Source organism: Paenibacillus paludis (assembly GCF_042610515.1).
Classification (GTDB): Bacteria; Bacillota; Bacilli; order Paenibacillales; family Paenibacillaceae; genus Paenibacillus_AQ.
In genome coordinates this window covers 52,886-68,865 of the sequence record NZ_JBGJZP010000011.1, presented here as the reverse complement: position 1 = coordinate 68,865, position 15,980 = coordinate 52,886, and the positions used below count along the sequence as shown (strand labels likewise).

General features: G+C 50.8%; 16 protein-coding genes and 1 pseudogene. 6 read left to right on the top strand and 11 right to left on the bottom strand.

From position 1 onward, the window contains the following. The first annotated feature begins 175 nt into the window (after nucleotides 1-175). From ACAN56_RS21090 to ACAN56_RS21065, 6 genes are all read left to right on the top strand, one after another. A complete protein-coding gene (locus tag ACAN56_RS21090; RefSeq protein ID WP_342437212.1) occupies nucleotides 176-1,057 on the top strand; it encodes a carbohydrate ABC transporter permease in 882 nt (293 codons plus the stop codon). 32 nt (nucleotides 1,058-1,089) lie between these two features. Then, a complete protein-coding gene (locus ACAN56_RS21085; RefSeq protein ID WP_052092313.1) occupies nucleotides 1,090-1,932 on the top strand; it encodes a carbohydrate ABC transporter permease in 843 nt (280 codons plus the stop codon). 33 nt (nucleotides 1,933-1,965) lie between these two features. Beyond that, nucleotides 1,966-3,312 (top strand): ABC transporter substrate-binding protein, encoded by a 1,347-nt coding sequence (locus ACAN56_RS21080; RefSeq protein WP_379145612.1) that lies wholly within the window; start codon nucleotides 1,966-1,968, stop codon nucleotides 3,310-3,312. 105 nt (nucleotides 3,313-3,417) lie between these two features. Continuing rightward, nucleotides 3,418-4,203, top strand: a complete 786-nt coding sequence (locus tag ACAN56_RS21075) for an HAD family hydrolase (RefSeq protein WP_379145610.1) — start codon at nucleotides 3,418-3,420, stop codon at nucleotides 4,201-4,203. Then, nucleotides 4,200-4,541, top strand: coding sequence for a DMT family transporter (locus tag ACAN56_RS21070; protein WP_076112573.1), 342 nt, complete (start codon nucleotides 4,200-4,202; stop codon nucleotides 4,539-4,541). Before ACAN56_RS21075 ends, ACAN56_RS21070 begins: the two co-directional genes overlap by 4 nt. Before the next feature lie 66 nt (nucleotides 4,542-4,607). Then, nucleotides 4,608-5,492 carry a metallophosphoesterase family protein gene (locus ACAN56_RS21065; protein ID WP_038596409.1) on the top strand — a complete coding sequence of 295 codons (885 nt, stop codon included), beginning with the start codon at nucleotides 4,608-4,610 and terminating at the stop codon, nucleotides 5,490-5,492. A 172-nt stretch (nucleotides 5,493-5,664) separates the two neighbouring features. Here the strand turns inward: ACAN56_RS21065 and ACAN56_RS21060 are convergent, their stop codons facing one another. The 11 genes and pseudogenes from ACAN56_RS21060 to ACAN56_RS21010 form a co-directional block, all read right to left on the bottom strand. After that, nucleotides 5,665-6,489 (bottom strand): MetQ/NlpA family ABC transporter substrate-binding protein, encoded by an 825-nt coding sequence (locus tag ACAN56_RS21060; RefSeq protein WP_038596411.1) that lies wholly within the window; start codon nucleotides 6,487-6,489, stop codon nucleotides 5,665-5,667. A gap of 61 nt (nucleotides 6,490-6,550) precedes the next feature. Continuing rightward, nucleotides 6,551-7,213: a methionine ABC transporter permease gene (locus tag ACAN56_RS21055; RefSeq protein WP_379145606.1), complete on the bottom strand. Its 663-nt coding sequence runs from the start codon at nucleotides 7,211-7,213 to the stop codon at nucleotides 6,551-6,553. Then, the gene (locus tag ACAN56_RS21050) at nucleotides 7,206-7,967 is read right to left on the bottom strand and encodes a methionine ABC transporter ATP-binding protein (protein ID WP_379145700.1); all 762 of its coding nucleotides are present in this window, start codon (nucleotides 7,965-7,967) and stop codon (nucleotides 7,206-7,208) included. Before ACAN56_RS21050 ends, ACAN56_RS21055 begins: the two co-directional genes overlap by 8 nt. Nucleotides 7,968-8,199: 232 nt before the next feature. Further along, entirely contained in the window at nucleotides 8,200-8,379 is a 180-nt protein-coding gene (locus ACAN56_RS21045; RefSeq protein WP_379145705.1) for a hypothetical protein, read from the bottom strand. Between the two features lie 34 nt (nucleotides 8,380-8,413). Further along, nucleotides 8,414-9,574, bottom strand: coding sequence for an ABC transporter permease (locus ACAN56_RS21040; protein ID WP_379145603.1), 1,161 nt, complete (start codon nucleotides 9,572-9,574; stop codon nucleotides 8,414-8,416). Beyond that, complete coding sequence (locus ACAN56_RS21035; RefSeq protein ID WP_379145601.1) at nucleotides 9,528-10,796, bottom strand: ABC transporter permease; 1,269 nt, start codon at nucleotides 10,794-10,796, stop codon at nucleotides 9,528-9,530. Before ACAN56_RS21035 ends, ACAN56_RS21040 begins: the two co-directional genes overlap by 47 nt. A gap of 11 nt (nucleotides 10,797-10,807) precedes the next feature. Then, nucleotides 10,808-11,743: an ABC transporter ATP-binding protein gene (locus tag ACAN56_RS21030; RefSeq protein WP_038596421.1), complete on the bottom strand. Its 936-nt coding sequence runs from the start codon at nucleotides 11,741-11,743 to the stop codon at nucleotides 10,808-10,810. A gap of 204 nt (nucleotides 11,744-11,947) precedes the next feature. Further along, a complete protein-coding gene (locus ACAN56_RS21025) occupies nucleotides 11,948-12,601 on the bottom strand; it encodes a response regulator transcription factor (RefSeq protein WP_081966265.1) in 654 nt (217 codons plus the stop codon). Nucleotides 12,602-12,628: 27 nt separating this feature from the next. After that, nucleotides 12,629-13,795, bottom strand: a complete 1,167-nt coding sequence (locus ACAN56_RS21020) for a sensor histidine kinase (protein ID WP_379145597.1) — start codon at nucleotides 13,793-13,795, stop codon at nucleotides 12,629-12,631. Nucleotides 13,796-13,956: 161 nt separating this feature from the next. Then, nucleotides 13,957-14,355, bottom strand: a pseudogene (locus ACAN56_RS21015) (endo-1,4-beta-xylanase); the annotation flags it as partial. Nucleotides 14,356-14,408: 53 nt separating this feature from the next. Further along, on the bottom strand, nucleotides 14,409-15,947 hold the full coding sequence (locus ACAN56_RS21010) for a glycoside hydrolase family 43 protein (protein WP_379145595.1): 1,539 nt from the start codon (nucleotides 15,945-15,947) through the stop codon (nucleotides 14,409-14,411). Nucleotides 15,948-15,980 lie beyond the last annotated feature (33 nt).

The following is a 15,980-nucleotide window of genomic DNA, read 5'->3' as shown; positions in this document are numbered from 1 at the left end:
CAATACTGAAGCTTCGTTACAGGTTTTCTGCAAATTTTACACAACTTCCGAACGATGTTTACTTCCGCTTAACCACGGGCTTGTCTCATGAGTGTACAATTTTTTTTGAACAGAGGAGCTTTCCTCTGCATTATACCGCAAAATCAAGCTGATGGAATGGGGTATCGGAACGAAAATGACACGCTCAAAGGTTATTAACGGCTTGAAGCCCGTGCTGTTCACGCTGCCGGCGATGGTACCGTTCGTTCTGTTCTGGCTGGCGCCGCTGTTGTATGTGCTGTATCTCAGCTTCACAGAATGGGACTTTATGAGCCCGGAGAAAACTTTTGTCGGACTGCAAAATTATGCCGATCTTTTCAGCAACCCGGCCTTTTACAAAGCGCTGAGAGTGACCGCGCTCTTCTGTGCGGGCAGTGTGCTGCCGATCATTCTCCTGGGACTCGGACTCGCGCTGCTGATGAACCGCAAGCTGAAAGGCTCCGCACTTTATCAGGTGCTGCTGTTCTCGCCATGGGTCACGCCAACCGTCGCTGTATCCATTGTCTGGTCGTGGATCTATGAGCCTGAGGTCGGCCTTGCCAATACGGTGCTTGATTTCCTCGGACTCGGGAAAATCGGCTGGCTGCAAGACCCCAAATGGGCGCTTGTGGGAGTCCTCCTGGTGACCATCTGGAAATCCGTGGGCTGGGCGATGATCTTTTATCTGGTGGCACTGCGGAATGTACCTTCAGACCTGCTGGAAGCCGGGGAGCTTGATGGCGCAAGCGCTGCTCAGAAGTTCTTTCGCATCACTCTGCCGCTGATCTCGCCAACCACCTTGTTTCTATTCGTGGTACAGCTTATCCAGGCCCTTCAGGCCTACGATCAGATCAACGTGCTGACCCAAGGCGGCCCCTCCGGCTCCACCCGCACACTGCTGTATCTGTATTATCAGTCCGCCTTCGAATCCTTCCAGATTGGAGAGGCTTCCAGTGTAGCTGTTGTTCTTGTCATCATCTGCATGCTGCTGTCCGTATTCTCATTCGGCATCAGCAAACGGACGACCCATTATCAATAATCCGTACATTTTCCAAGAGGAGGTCTCACCGCTTGCGTATATTCACACGGCTGGGCGGACCGGCCCGTCATCTTTTTTTTGCCACGCTTGCCCTGCTGATGGCTTTCCCGTTCTACTGGATGGTCACCAGCGCGCTGAAAACCAATGATGAAATCTGGCGTTCCCCGCCTACACTCTGGCCTGAAGTGCCGCTCTGGGGAAATTTTGCCGCTGCCTGGAATGAGGCCCCGTTTGCAAGATACATGGGCAACAGCATTTTCGTCGCCACTTCCATCGTCATTCTGCAGATCATCAATTCCGGCATGATGGCCTATGCGCTGACGCATATGAAATTCCGCCTGAAGGGGCTTTTTGCCGGAGTGATCCTGTTCGGTTATATGGTTCCGGCTACAGCGGTCTACCTGCCCGGCTATCTTGTGCTGTCCGAGCTGCACCTGCTGAATTCCTACGGCGGCCTGATTCTCTCCAACTCTGTAAGCATCTTCGCGATCTTTCTGATCCGGCAAGCGTTCCTGCAGGTATCGCATGAGCTGGTGGAGGCCGGTGAAGTGGACGGCGCCTCGCATATGCGGATTCTGTGGACGGTGCTGGTACCGGTTACGAGGTCATCCTTTGCCGTGCTGGCGCTGATTACCTTCATTGATCAGTACAACAATTATTTCTGGCCGATGCTGATTACCAAAGACCCTGACCTGCAGTTAGTCTCGGCTGGCCTGCGCAGCTTTTTCGTGGAAGGGGGTGCATACGGATTACAATGGCCGCTGATCATGGCCGCCAGCGCCTTCACCATCGCCCCGCTGCTGCTTGTCTTCCTGCTGGCGCAGAAAACGATCATGCAAAGTGTCAATATGACGGCAGGCTCCAGTAAAGGCTGAATCTTACATTTTTGAACAAAGAGGAGAATGATGATGAACGTATTAAAAAGGTTGTCGGCGGTATCTATGATTGCCGGATTCACAGTGCTCACGGCTTGCGGCGGAAATTCCGCTTCGGACAACGTTACGGCGGGAGGCGGTGCCTCCGCAGCTCCAGCGGCAGACGCCCCTCCAGCCCAAAGCGAACCGGTAACCATTGAATTCTGGTATGGACTTGGCGGCAAGCTTGGCGAGAATATGGAATCACTCATCCAAAAGTTCAACGCCTCGCAGCAGGAGGTCATCGTCAAAGGCATCGTGCAGGCAGACTACAGCGAAACCGAACAGAAGCTTCAGGCGGCCATTGCTACCGGACAGGTTCCTGCAGCCGTGCTCTCCTCCAATATGGACTGGGCGCGTAAGGGATATTTCTCTCCGATGGATGAGCTGATCACCCAGCAGCCGGATTTTAATAAAGAGGATTTTGTCCAGACCTTTCTGAACCAGGGCCAGGTTGACGGCAAGCAGTATTTCCTTCCGATGTACGGAACGACACAGATTATGTATTACCGCAAGGATGCTTTTGAGAAAAGCGGCATCGATGCCAGCCAGCTGAAGACCTGGGAAGACCTGGCGGCAGCCGCTGGGAAAATGGCCGTTAAAGACGGCGGCAAAACAACCTTCTTCGGATGGGAGCCGATGTGGGGCTCCGGCAACATGATTGATGCCGTGCTCAGCAAGGGCGGCAGCGTTCTTAGCGAGGATGGCACCAAAGTAACGATCGACTCTTCGGAGTGGATTGAAACCTGGGATCTGTTCCGCAAATGGATTCACGAGGACAAGACCATGCGCATCCACTCCGGCGGACAAGGCTGGGAGTACTGGTACAAGACCATTGACGATGTGATGAAAGGCCAAGCGGCGGGCTATATTGGCTCCAGCGGAGATCAGGGTGATCTGGATTTCAGCATCGTCTCCGCAATGGAGCAGCCGGGCTGGGCCGGAGTTGGCGAAGGCAAGCCTGTGGCACAAGCGATCATGGCCGGTATTCCTGCCAAAGCCGGGGATGACGAGAAGCTGGCAGCGATGAAATGGCTGACCTACTTCACGAACTCCGAGAATACCGCCTTCTGGTCAATCAACACCGGATATATTTCCGTCCGCCAGTCTGCGCTTGAAGATCCGGCATTCGTCTCCTTCAGCGAGACCAATCCGCAGATCAAAATCCCGTTAATGCAGGCGTCCCACGCCTCCGCCCCCTTCCAGGATCCTACCGGCGGCAAAATCAATGATGCGCTGACCATTGCTGCGGACAAGGTGCAGATTGAAAATATCCCTGCGGCTGAGGCCCTGAAGGAAGCGCAGCAAACTGCCCAGGCTGCACTTGATAAAGTAAAATAAGCGGTATATCGTATCAAGTGGAAACGGCTTCGCCGTCCTTAAAAGGAGGCTATCCGTTTCAGCGAGAAATAGGACGTGAATTATTAAATCTAAGGGGGCGGCAGCGTGCCTGAGCTCATCACTCCGCAAGGGGAACATTCCATATCCGCGATTCTGTTCGACAAGGACGGCACACTGCTGCAGTTCGTTTCCCTCTGGGGAAGCTGGGGCGAGTGTTTCCTGGGACAGTTCACCCGGCAGCTGGAACAACGCGGCCTCGAATTCCCGGTTCAGTATCTGGCCTCCCTGCTGGGAACCGTTCACGATGCTGAGGGTAGAATTACAGACTATGACCGGAATGGTCCCTTGGCTATGGGGACGATGAGCGACCTTTACGCCATTCTGTCCTGGCAGGGTTACCTGCTAGGCTTATCCTGGGCCGAGTCCAAGGAACTGGTAGAGCTCTGCCGTCAGGAAGCAGATGTAATGCTGGAGCGCAGCCGCCCGGTGCTCCCGCTTCCCGGCCTGCTCCGGTTCCTTGACGACTGCATAGCCAAGGGCATTGCTCTGGCCGTAGTGACTGCCGATGAAACAGCGGCGGCCGAAAATCACCTCCGCTGGCTCGGTATCCAACATTATTTCTCTGCCGTGATCGGTACGGATCAGGTCGAGCGGGGCAAGCCGTTCCCAGACATGGCGCTGCTCGCCTGTGAGCGGCTTGGGGTACAACCTGCCAAGGCCGCCGTGATTGGCGATACGAACGGCGATATGCGGATGGCTAAGGCCGCCGGGGCAGCTGTAGCCGTCGGGATTTCCGGCGCAGCGGATATATCAGTGCGCGGTCTTTTGCCGGATGCAGATTCTCTGGTGCAGTCCTATGCAGAACTAAGTATTGGAAGGAATACAAGGTGAGGGCCGAAGGGGTGTGGGCCTGGGTTTTTCTCGCGCTGGCGATTCTGTTCGAGCTCTCGGGAACCATCTCTATGAAAATATCCCACGGTTTCACCCGGCTCTGGCCCTCCGTGCTGATGTTCCTGTTCTATGGGATCAGCTTCACCTCGCTGAATGTAGCGCTCACCTCGATCAAGGTCGGGGTAGCTTATGCGGTATGGTCAGGTGCAGGAATCATCCTGATCTCCGTCGTGGGGGCGGTGTATTTCGGGGAGCGGCTGACACTGTCCTCCCTATTATGGGTGACTGTGATTGTGGCCGGAATTGTGGGCTTGAACATTAGTGCCAAGGGGCATTAACAAAGTTCTATTCATATACTTTGCATTCAGTTTAATACCATGCAATCCAAGGAGGCTCTCTCGCAAATGAGTACAAATGAACCAGGCGGACCACAGCCGCTGCTTACTTTCCAAATTATCACCGATACCCATGTCACTGCCGATCCATCCCATGAGTATAATCTGAATTTCGAGCGGGCGCTGCAGGATCTGGCTCACCATGCCCAGGGCAGCAGCGGGATTATGCATATTGGCGACATTACGGATCATGGCTTCCAGGAAGAATATGAGGAAGTCCACCGTATTCTACAGCTGCATCAGGCAGCACTCCCGGAGATCCGTTACACCTTGGGAAACCATGATGTGGGCCTTGGCCACTGGGAATCCCGCCTGGCAATGTACACTTCCCGCATGGAAATGCCCGGCCCCTATCATGACCATTGGATCGGCGGGTATCATTTTATTTTCCTGGGAACAGAGGAAGGTCTGCCAACGTTTTGTAAACTGTCGGACGAGCAGCTTCGATGGCTGGACCGTAAGCTTGGGGAAAAACTGGTGGACGGACACTCGAAGCCTGAGCAGCCTGTTTTTCTCTTCCTGCATCAGCCGCTAAAGGACACTGTAGCCGGATCTTTGGAGTCACAAGAGTGGTATGGCGTCACTCAAGATAAGGAGCTGCGCTCCATCCTGTCCAAATATCCTCAGACACTTCTTTTTACAGGCCATACGCATTGGGAGCTTGAAGTCGACAACACGATGTACCCCGGCAACGGCGAGACGGCTTCCATGTTCAATAGTGCTTCGGTTGCTTACCTCTGGACGAATGCGGATGAACACAAGACCGGCAGCCAAGGGTATTATGTGGAAGTCTATACCGACAAAGTCCTTATAAAGGGACGGGATTTCACTACGGGGAGCTGGATTGAATCGGCGCAGTACGAGGTGGTTACGTCCTTAAATGTACGCAGCTAATACCTTGGCGATGCCCGGAACACCCGGTTACATTGACAAAACAGCTATAACAAAAAGCAGCCTTCTCCCGTTAGTGGTGAAGGCTGCTTTTGCATGTCGGCATCATACCATTAATATCAATAGTCGCTGGGCCGGATTAAAACACTGCAGAGCTTGCTGCGGCTACCTTGCCTCAAAACGCAGGCAAAGCAATCTCCGCATAGTTATCTTCAAGGAATTTCTTCACTTCAGGTCCGCTGATGCGCTTCGCCAGCTTTTGAATGGCATCCGAAGCCTGGTTGTCTTCGCGTGCTACCAGGGTGATGGTGAATTCGGAATCTTCGCGTTCTGTAATCAGTGCATCCTTCTTCGGTGTCAGGCCCAGCGGACTGGCATAAGCCGGAGTCATCGCTACCAGATCGGCGTCGTCCAGCATCCGGGCCAGCATCAGCAGGTCCACTTCCTCGAACTTGTAGTTCTTGGCATTTTCGGTGATGTCAGCCTGTGTAGCCTTAATGCCTACGCCTTCCTTAAGCTTGATGAGTCCAGCGTCCGCGAACATTTGCAGGGAACGTCCAATGTTCGACGGGTCGTTGGCCATTACCAGTGTTGCACCTTCCGGCAGTTCGCTGATCGCCTTGTAACGTTTGGAATACCCGCCGTAAATGGCATCATATACAGGCTGTACAGCGACCAGCTTGGAGCCTTTGCTGGCATTAAACTGCTGCATGTAGGGAACATGCTGGAAGAAGTTCGCATCCACTTCTTTGTTCGCCAGCGCTTCGTTCGGCTGCACATTGTCGGATAGCACCACAACCTCCATATCCACACCGTCTTCCAGCAGCAGCGGTTTCACAATATCAAGAATATCCGTCATCGGCGGGATCAGCGAAGCCACTTTAATCTTTACAGGCTCTTTGCTGTCTGCAGCGGGTGCCTCTGCATTCTCCTTGTTATTTCCACAACCGGCAACGATCAACACAAGCAGTGTAAGCGCGAATAGCATTGTTTTTTTCATGAGTATAACTAACCCCCAACTTTATATTTTGATTTCAAGGTCATAGATGCTTGCAAATTCCTCAGCGTTTATCCAGCAGTCTCGCCGCAGTGCTGCCTGTAAATTGAATCACCTGCACGAGCACAATCATCACGACAATCGCATAGATCATCACTTCCGTCTCGAAGCGCTGGTACCCGTAACGGATGGCGAAATCGCCTACTCCGCCCCCGCCGACAACGCCCATTACAGTTGAGAACGAAATAAAGCTAATCGTAGAAGCAGTCAATCCAAGCACCAGACCAGAACGGGCCTCCACATAAAGAAACTTGAAAATCAGCGAAACCTTTGAAGCTCCCATAGATAAGGCCGCTTCAATCGTCCCCTTCGGAACCTCCAGCAGCGATTGTTCTACCAGCCGCGAGTAATAGGCAATTGCAACAATAGACAACGGCACAGTAGCCGCTACCGTACCAATCGCCGACCCCACGAGGAAGCGGGTGACGGGAATCAGCGCCACGACAAGCAGCAGGAACGGAAACGAACGGACAACGTTAACGATGCTGTTGAGGATAAGAGACACCAGCTGATTCTCATACAGCTGGCCTTTGCGGCAGAAATAAAGCAGCGTCCCCAGCGGGAGCCCCAGCAGTACGGCTGCGCCTACCGAAATGCCTACCATTACAAAGGTTTCCCCTATTGATTGCCACATTTGATCCTGGTATTTCAGCATATCCTCAAACATAGGCTTCCCCCGCTTTGCCGGTAATTTGCTCACGGTAGGAACCTGTATAGCCGACAGGCGCTGTAAAACCAATCTCTCCGCGGGAGAAGGAATCCACGATTCTGCCCTCTTCCATCACAGATACATCACTGCAGATGCTGCGGACAACATCCAGCTCATGGGTGACGATAACAATCGTGACGCCGAGTGTGCTGTTAATCTCTTTCAGCACAGCAAGAATATCCGCCGTTGTTCCCGGATCAAGCGCCGAGGTCGGCTCATCGCAGAGCAGCAGCTTCGGGCTGTTCGCCAGCGCCCGGGCGATGGCTACCCGCTGCCGCTGCCCGCCGCTGAGCTGGGCGGGATACTGCTCCGCCTTGTCCGCAAGTCCGACGAATTGCAGGCATTCCTCCACCCGCTTCATCCGTTCGCTCCGCGGCATACCGGCCAGCTCCAGCGGAATGGCGACATTCCGGCTGACTGTAGCATTGCCGAGCAGATTAAACTGCTGGAAGATCATACCGATCTTCTGCCTCTCCTCACGCAGAGCCCTTTCCGCCATTCCGGTAAGCCTCTTGCCGTCAACCGTAACATTCCCTTCATCCGGCCGCTCCAGCAGATTGATCAGCCGGAGCAGCGTCGATTTGCCGGCCCCGCTTGCCCCGATGATGCCATGGACAGCTCCTGTCTTCACCTCAAGCGATACCTGCCGGACAGCATGATAGCAGCCTTCCTTCAACTTGAAGCTTTTACTCACCCCACTCAGCGATAGTATATGTAAGCCCCCCTCTCCAGAACGCCTATACTATAGCCTTTTATCGCCTCAAACAGTGTACTATAATTATTTAAAATCTGTTTCATTAAAAATCTCTTTAAATAATAAGGTATTTTGTCGTCTGTGTCATCATTTTTCTCAAAATGATATATCAGCGGCATGGAAGAAAAACATGCCCGCAGAAGTAGAAATTAACAAACAAAAAATCCTCCCGGTCAGGAGGACGCGAACTTCAGACATGAAAGGCTCTTGAGATCCCGTTAATCAGCAAGAACACACCCAAGATTCTCAGTACAACTCTGGTGGTTTTGTCATCCTTTTTAAAGATGATTCTCCCAAACGCTCCAATCCATACATTGATGATGAGACCTGCGAGCAGCTCGATGATTCCTGCAAGCTCTGTAATGCCCAATATTATCACTTCCCACTCACCGTTATGATTATAATCATCCCTCTAATCCTCTAAGCTCTTTGCGCATAAATACATAAGCTCCGGCCAGTCCCAAGAATCCAATCCCGGCAAGGGCGATAACTGCTGAACCTATCGAACCGTCCCGGATATTCATAACGGATGTTACTTGGATAACCCATGCCTCGGGTGTGAATTTACCGATAGTCCTCATAACCTTAGGAGCGAGTTGCATGGAGAAGAAGGAACCCCCCAGCATCCCGGTAACCGCGACAATAATGGAAGCTGAGGAGGTAAACTGTTTCTGGCTCTTCATAAATGGAAGGATTAGCATGGTTAATCCGATTAAGGCAAATAAATACATGACAAGCAGCATAACGAGAACAGGCAGATTATGATTTATCATGTTTATTCTCAGCAGATATTTTCCTGAGAGCAGTATGACTGAAATATAAATAATGCCAAATAAAAACGCTGCAGCCATTTTTGAGAGCAGATATTTCATATAGCTGACGGGTGTGCTCAATAGCCGGTTTACGGTTTTGTTTTCTTTTTCGTCGACCAGCGATCTTAAGCCCTGAACGACCACAAACCAAATGAACATCGCCATAAAGCCTGTAAACCTTTCGGCAGCAGTTTTGTTCTCTCCCTCTTCACCGCTGTTCAGAGTCTGCACATTAATGCTCGGTTTCGAAGCACCTTTTAATGCTGTAAATAAATATCTGGACATAGAATCAGCATTCAGCTGTAAATGGCCGGACATATACTCCGAGTCATTGACTACTTTACGAATTGTGCCAGCTTCACCGGCGATGATCTCTTTCAGCAGCGCCCCCTCGCCGTTCTCCTCATTTTGCACAAAGCTGAGGGGAAGCTCCTGTCCTGACAGCAACATACTGCTGAAATCCTGCCCGATCACAAATCCAAAAGGAATATCCTGCGCGTTCACCTTATTCTTAATGCTCTTCACATCCGTATTAATCACCCGCAAGCCGCTGTGCTGACTAATCAGCTCTAATAATTGCTTGGAGTAGATGCTGTGATCATCATCTGCAGCATATATAGTATCCGGCATGCTGCCTGTGGAGAACGAGAACAGATACGTTAGAATTAGTGGAAGACCCATCATCGCCAAAACGGCTATTCGATTGCTAAATATCTGTTTCAGCTGATGTTTCAGCATGATGATAAATTGCACGAAAACTCCACCTTCTCCCACTGTATTGACTAATGCATACGATAATACAGATGACTCCCAGCCCTATCAGCTCCAGCAAATCTTTATACGATCCGGCAAGTCCGTTATTTTGGCTGATACTGAGGTACGCATTAATTGCTTTTCCGTTGGGGAGCAGCCTCTGAACGGTCCGCAGACTTTCCGGCAATTCGCTTCTACTGACAAAACTTCCGCCCAAAAAACTGAAAATATACAGCACAGGTGAAGCCAAGCTGGACACAGTCGTATGGTCTTTGGCAATAAATCCCCAGAGCAGCACAAGACTTCCTATGGCAAAAGCATACACAACCGTTACCATTAAAAGCTCAAGGGGCTGGCCCCAGCTCATTGCGAACACCAGCCAGCTGATGAGAATTACGCAAGACATTTGCAATACAATCGCCAGTATAATTCCGCTCAATTTGCCTACAACATACTGCACATCCCAAGCAGGCGTTGAACGTATTCTGAACAAAGTATGGTTTTGCCGCTCATCTACGATACTGTGCACCAGCACAAAGGCCGTCATAATCGAAAACATAACTACCATGGCAATGGAGTAATACTGTATCGCATCTACCGGCACCGCATCCTTTTGCGTTGAAACCGTCGGGATATCCGGGGAACGGCCGCTGAAATTGAATATATGGCTCTGAAGCTCCGCGATTTGGGCTTGCGGAAGGCCGTTACCGCCGTTTGAGAACTGGAGAACCGCAGACTTCTCTTCATTTAACAGGTTGAGCTGCTCACAGAACTGCTCCAGTATAGTCCTCACGATTGCCGTTTGGAGCGTTTTGGCAGATTCTCCGATCACAACAAGGTTCGCCGCCTCCTGCTTTATTGCAGCATAAGTAAAGTTATCCGGCACATATATAAAAACAGCGGCATGACCGTCTTCGACTGTTTTTTTGCCTTCGTCATAGCTGGCCGCTTCCTGCAAATGTATGACTTTCCGCAGATCTTCCCGCATAAAAACATTCTTTAAGGATTTCCCCAAGGCCAGCGGGCTCCCTTGAGCAGCAACGTTTTTATCCGCATTATAAAAAGCAACGTCAAACGCCTTCACACTGGAGTCTGATCCGCCGAATGCCGTACCCAGAATGAGAATCAGTAGAGAAGGAAACAAAATCAGCTTCAGATAGAACCATTTATTTTTGGTCAGCAACCGGAAATCCAGTAAAAATAATGTGATCAGTTTTCGCATGACATCACCTTCTACTCCTCTCTTAAGGCTTTGCCTGTAATTTGGAGAAAAAGGCTTTCAAGATTCATCTCTTCGTACTTGAATCCGGTTAGCCGGATGCCCAGGTTCCTAATATCATCAACAATGTCAATCACACTTCTCTCCCCGGTAGAGACAAGCATACTAATATGTTTGCCTTCCACGGCTGCCTTGGTGACACCGGAGATTTGCTCGAGCTGGCCCAATGCTGCTTCATTTCCTTCACTATAATCCACCGTCAGCGTATCGCAGGCCTTCAAGTTCAGCTTGAGCTCCTCTTTGCTCCCCAGCGCAATAAGGGAACCATGGTCGATTATCGCAAGCCGCTTGCACAGATACTCCACCTCTTCCATGTAGTGGCTGGTATAGATAACCGTCATGCCTCTGTCCTGGTTTAATTTCTTTACCGTTTCCAGAATATGATGCCTGGACTGGGGGTCGATCCCTACCGTAGGTTCATCTAGTACGAGCAATTTAGGATCATTCATCAACGCGGCACCGATATTGACCCGGCGTTTCATTCCTCCCGACAGCTCAGACACCGCCTGGTTTCTTCGTTCTTTGAGTCCAATGATGTCCAGAACTTCCTCGGTTCTGCTCTTCAATCTGCTGCCGTAAAGTCCATATAGACTGCCAAAGAACTCCAGGTTGTCCTTCGTGCTTAACGCCTGGTACAACGCCAAATCCTGCGGTACAATCCCCATTATTTTCTTGATCTCTCTGGGCTTTCCGCTGAGCGGTTTGTGATCGACAGTGATCGTCCCTGCGGTTGGCCTTAGCACAGTGCTTATCATCGACACCATTGTTGATTTGCCTGCACCATTCGGTCCGAGCAAGCCGAACCTTTCACCGCTTTGCACATTTAACGAAATATCCTTTACAGCCGTAAAATCCTTATATTTCTTCGTCACATGGTTCAGTTCAAGCATCAGCGTGGTCCCCTTTGCGATAACTCTTACTCTGTTATCATTTTATCGCCACGCTTCGAACAGGGATATTCACTTAAGTCCCCAATCAAGAGGTTGCTTTAGTAAGCAATTTCAGTATTACTTTAGTCATATAGGTTAGAGGAAGGAAGGTCAGGAGGAGACAAAACAGCCCCTCTCTCCTGAAAAACGGGTGATCATGCGGAGTTATATATTAAGCTTCTGCAAATACAGGGTCAATTCGGTTCTGTTGTTTAATTCAAGTTTGTTAAGCATTCTGGAAACATAGTTTTTTACCGTGCCTTCTGTAATAAACAGCTCGTTGCTGATGGTTTTGTTGCTTTTTCCCTCCATAATCCCCTTGGCCACCTCAAGCTCTCTTGGCGTGAGCCAGGGGGAGACAGTGGGAGTTCTATTCTCCGTTGGCAAACTATGAATCGTCCCCGCCGAGTTAAGGGCGTCCACCAATTCCCGGGTAATCTGCGGATTCAGCATAATGTTACCCTCGCAGGCCGATCGAATGGCCGCCATGATATCCTCTGAAGCCGAATCCTTAAGGATGTATCCATCCGCTCCATGCTTAAGCCCGGCAAGGATAAACTCCCTGTCATTAAAAGTAGTAAGGATGATTACTTTAACCCCAGGATACCCCTCTTTCACAGCTTTGGTCGCCTCAATCCCATTCATCAGCGGCATTTTGATATCCATCAAAATCACGTCAGGAGAGTAATCGGCCAGCAGCCGGAGTAGTTCCTGTCCATTTGCTGCCTCTCCGATTACCTTTGCATCCGCTTGAAGGCTCAAAACCATTTTCAAGCCTTCCCTGACAATCAGTTGATCGTCTGCAATTATAATACTCACCATAACTGCTGCTCCTCCTTGCCTATGCTAGAAATCAACCATTTTAGGAATATTCGCCTGCACTTTAAAACCTGAATCCTGATTAGAATCAAATTGAACGGTACCGCCCAAAGCGTGAATCCGCTGTTCGATCCCCTGAATTCCGTTCGACTTGATAACCTCCCTGCATCCCGTTCCGTTGTTGGCAATAAGCAATGAAATCTGCCGGGGATTTTTATGAATGGCCAGGGAGAAAAGTGTGGCTTTCCCATGTTTGATTCCATTAGTGATTGATTCCTGAACCGTTTTATAAATGCAGTCTTTAATTTCGAAGTTCACAGCTTCTATGTCCTCATCCATATTGAGTTCAAACCGGGTTTGCCCGGCCGCTTGGAAATGGGTGAAGAGGTTAAGGAGCTGGCGCCGGAGTGAAAGCTCCTGCTCCTGTACGTGATGCTCCTCATTCAGCAGCAGCACAGCCTGTCTGAGCTGCACCATACATTCTCTTGACAGCTGGTAGGATTGGCCAACAACACTCCTGATTTTGTCCGTTTCCAGGTCTACAGCTTTGTGGGCGAATTCTAGATGCATATTTAATGCAGTCAGATAATGCCCCAATGAATCGTGCAGCTCCTGGGCAATCCTTGTTCTTTCTTTGCTCAGCGTCAGCTCTCTGACCGTTACTGAATACTGTTTCAGCGCCAAATTAGCCTTCTCCAGTTCCTGATTCAGCACTTGTGTTCTGGCCTTCTCAATCATAGCATTCCTGAATAGGTAGACAATGGCGAACATGATTGCATAGGAAGTTATTATGTATTTTATTGCGGTATGACCGGCTGCCAGAGAAGCGCTGAAAATCCCCATATGCAACAGCAAAAGAGGTACAGGTACCTTCCGCGTACCCACGATGAGCTCCACAAGCAAAATAATGATATAAAGCTGTGTTCCGGTACAATACACTTTCCACAGCAAAAAACCAGCGCATAAATTGCTCAACACAAAAGAAAAAGACCACAGCGTCCCCGCTACGGATAAGTATCTGCTTCTGGCATAATCATTGATTAGCAGCAGCAAAGCAAAACACGCCAAAAATACCGCTGATCCGGGATCAGCGGCATAATCTTTAAGCAGCACAGCGAATACGGATAATACGGCGAACACTCTGATTATTTTCTCCGCAAACACTCGGACACCTTTGCCCGTAAAGCTTTCCATGGCCGACCCACCTCTTTAGCCACAGTATAGCATACACAGTTTCGGGCTGACGGGACTTACCGCACTTGGAGAGTATTGCAAAATTGAATACAGCAGTGCAGCGGCCCTAAAACGCCCAACTGGGGGGAAATTCCTTAGTTGAATTCTGCACCGAAACTCCTCCAGGCGTAAATATCATTTCTGTAACGTCCGACAACCGTATCAATATGCGACTTCAACCGGGCCAGCAGCGTCTCCTTACTTACCGGACTCCCCGCCTTGTCCTGGAACAGCCAGTCGGTAGTCTGATTATGCCAGACCAGGGTATGGCCGCGCATCGCCAGCTGATGCTTCCGGGCAAAGGCAACCAGCTTGTCCGCCCCACTGAAATCATACACATCCTCTGCCGGATGCAAGCTCTCAAATTTCATTTCGTTCTCAGCGGTAATGCTATTAAAATGATAGGCAAGCAAATGTTCCTGCGACACTATCGTCCGTGGATTCACCGCCGCTCCAATCTTGAAATCATCCGCGAACACCGCCTTCAGCGCAGGCTCGGTAAAGCTGTTAATGCCCCTCATGAGTTGCCCTCCTAAAAGTTTTGTTAGCATAGACTTAAGTTAGTTTTGTTAGCCTATAATGAGCGGTAATCAAACCAGTCGAAGTAAGCCGTCGCTTCCGCTGTTTTGCCATGGCCTGTAGCGTACAGGCCGATTACGACACCGGTAAAACCGTTGCCTTCTACCGCCTGCGGCGACAAGGCATAGGCAGCTCCCGAAGCCAGCTTGGTCCATTTCTCACCGTCCAAGGAATAGAGAAGATAATATTCGGCAGCATCGGCTGCAATTTTCAGGTAGGCTTTGCCGGTTGGGGCAGGAACCTCCCCCGCAAGCTGTGTATGTCCTTTCACCGTCAAATAGGCGGATATCACTCTTTGGCCGTCTTTTTGTGCCAGGCCTATTTCATAATGCGCCTGCTCATTCATACGGGCGCATAGACCGGCTTCTTCACCGTCCGCCCCGCTATCCAGCTCCAGCAGCGTGCTCCATTCCGCAGCCACATGCTGCTGCCTTCTGCCGGCGAAAGCCACCTGGCCGATCTCGTTCAGACTTCCCGGCTGTCCGCGAAGCGCCAGCCAGCCCGGACGTGCCTGCAAAGACCAGCTGCCCTCTGCCGGATTGCGCAGAAAGGTCAGTGCATACGGCAGTACGCTGTCTGCAAATTCATGCCGCCCGTTATATTCAACAGGCTGCGGCGAACCTTTTGACGGACGCGCCACGTTCATCTCCAGCTCAACTGTTCCTTCATTATTATCAATCATCGGCCAGCCGTCTTCATTCCAGTGCACCGGTGCAAGATATGTCTCCCGTCCGAGCACCCCGTAGCCGTGTTCTCCAAGCCTCACACCCAGAAAGACAGCCCACCAGTTCCCGTCCGGCCCCTCAATCAGATCGGCATGGCCCAAATACTGAATCGGATGATCGATCCCTCTGTGTGTCAGAATGGGCTGCGGCAGCCGCTCGAACGGCCCGTACGGAGAACTGCTGCGCCCGATAATCTCACGGTGTTCCTTGGCCGTCCCGCCTGAGGCAGCCATAATATAATACAATCCGTTTATCTTGTATAAATGCGGCCCTTCCGTCCAAGGCCCGCCGTCGCCGGTCCAGATCACAACCGGTTCGGTCAACGCCTCTCCCGTAGTGATATTAATCTCATATTGGATGACATGGGAATCATAATTAGCTCCCTGCTGAGTGGTCACATAAACTTTGCCATCCTCGTCAAACATCAAGGAAGGGTCGATCCCCCCGAACGGGACACTGATCGGATCTGACCAGGGCCCCGCAGGATCGGTTGCTGTAACGTAAAAGTTGCCTCTTCCCCGCACATCCGTTGTAATCATGTAGAAGGTTCCTTCATGATAGCGGATCGTCGGTGCATAAATGCCGTCGGAGCTGCCGCAGCCGCGGATATCCAATTGGCTGATCCGGTCCAGCACATGGCCGATCTGTTTCCAGTGAATCAGATCCCGGCTGTGAAAAATCGGCACTCCCGGAAAATATTCAAAGGAGCTGCACACCAGATAATAATCTTCCCCAGCCCGGGTTATGCTCGGATCGGGATAGAAGCCCGGAAGAACCGGGTTCGAGTATTGTGTTGAAGACGGGTTCATAGCCTGCAGACAACCTTTCTGTATCAGTAACTA

What these genes read in the sequence shown, in the direction of transcription:
- ACAN56_RS21090 (WP_342437212.1), top strand. Translation starts at nt 176, where the DNA reads ATGACACGCTCAAAGGTTATTAACGGCTTGAAGCCCGTGCTGTTCACG.
- ACAN56_RS21080 (WP_379145612.1), top strand. Translation starts at nt 1,966, where the DNA reads ATGAACGTATTAAAAAGGTTGTCGGCGGTATCTATGATTGCCGGATTC.
- ACAN56_RS21065 (WP_038596409.1), top strand. Translation starts at nt 4,608, where the DNA reads ATGAGTACAAATGAACCAGGCGGACCACAGCCGCTGCTTACTTTCCAA.
- ACAN56_RS21060 (WP_038596411.1), bottom strand. Translation starts at nt 6,489, where the DNA reads ATGAAAAAAACAATGCTATTCGCGCTTACACTGCTTGTGTTGATCGTT.
- ACAN56_RS21055 (WP_379145606.1), bottom strand. Translation starts at nt 7,213, where the DNA reads ATGTTTGAGGATATGCTGAAATACCAGGATCAAATGTGGCAATCAATA.
- ACAN56_RS21035 (WP_379145601.1), bottom strand. Translation starts at nt 10,796, where the DNA reads ATGCGAAAACTGATCACATTATTTTTACTGGATTTCCGGTTGCTGACC.
- ACAN56_RS21030 (WP_038596421.1), bottom strand. Translation starts at nt 11,743, where the DNA reads ATGCTTGAACTGAACCATGTGACGAAGAAATATAAGGATTTTACGGCT.
- ACAN56_RS21020 (WP_379145597.1), bottom strand. Translation starts at nt 13,795, where the DNA reads ATGGAAAGCTTTACGGGCAAAGGTGTCCGAGTGTTTGCGGAGAAAATA.
- ACAN56_RS21010 (WP_379145595.1), bottom strand. Translation starts at nt 15,947, where the DNA reads ATGAACCCGTCTTCAACACAATACTCGAACCCGGTTCTTCCGGGCTTC.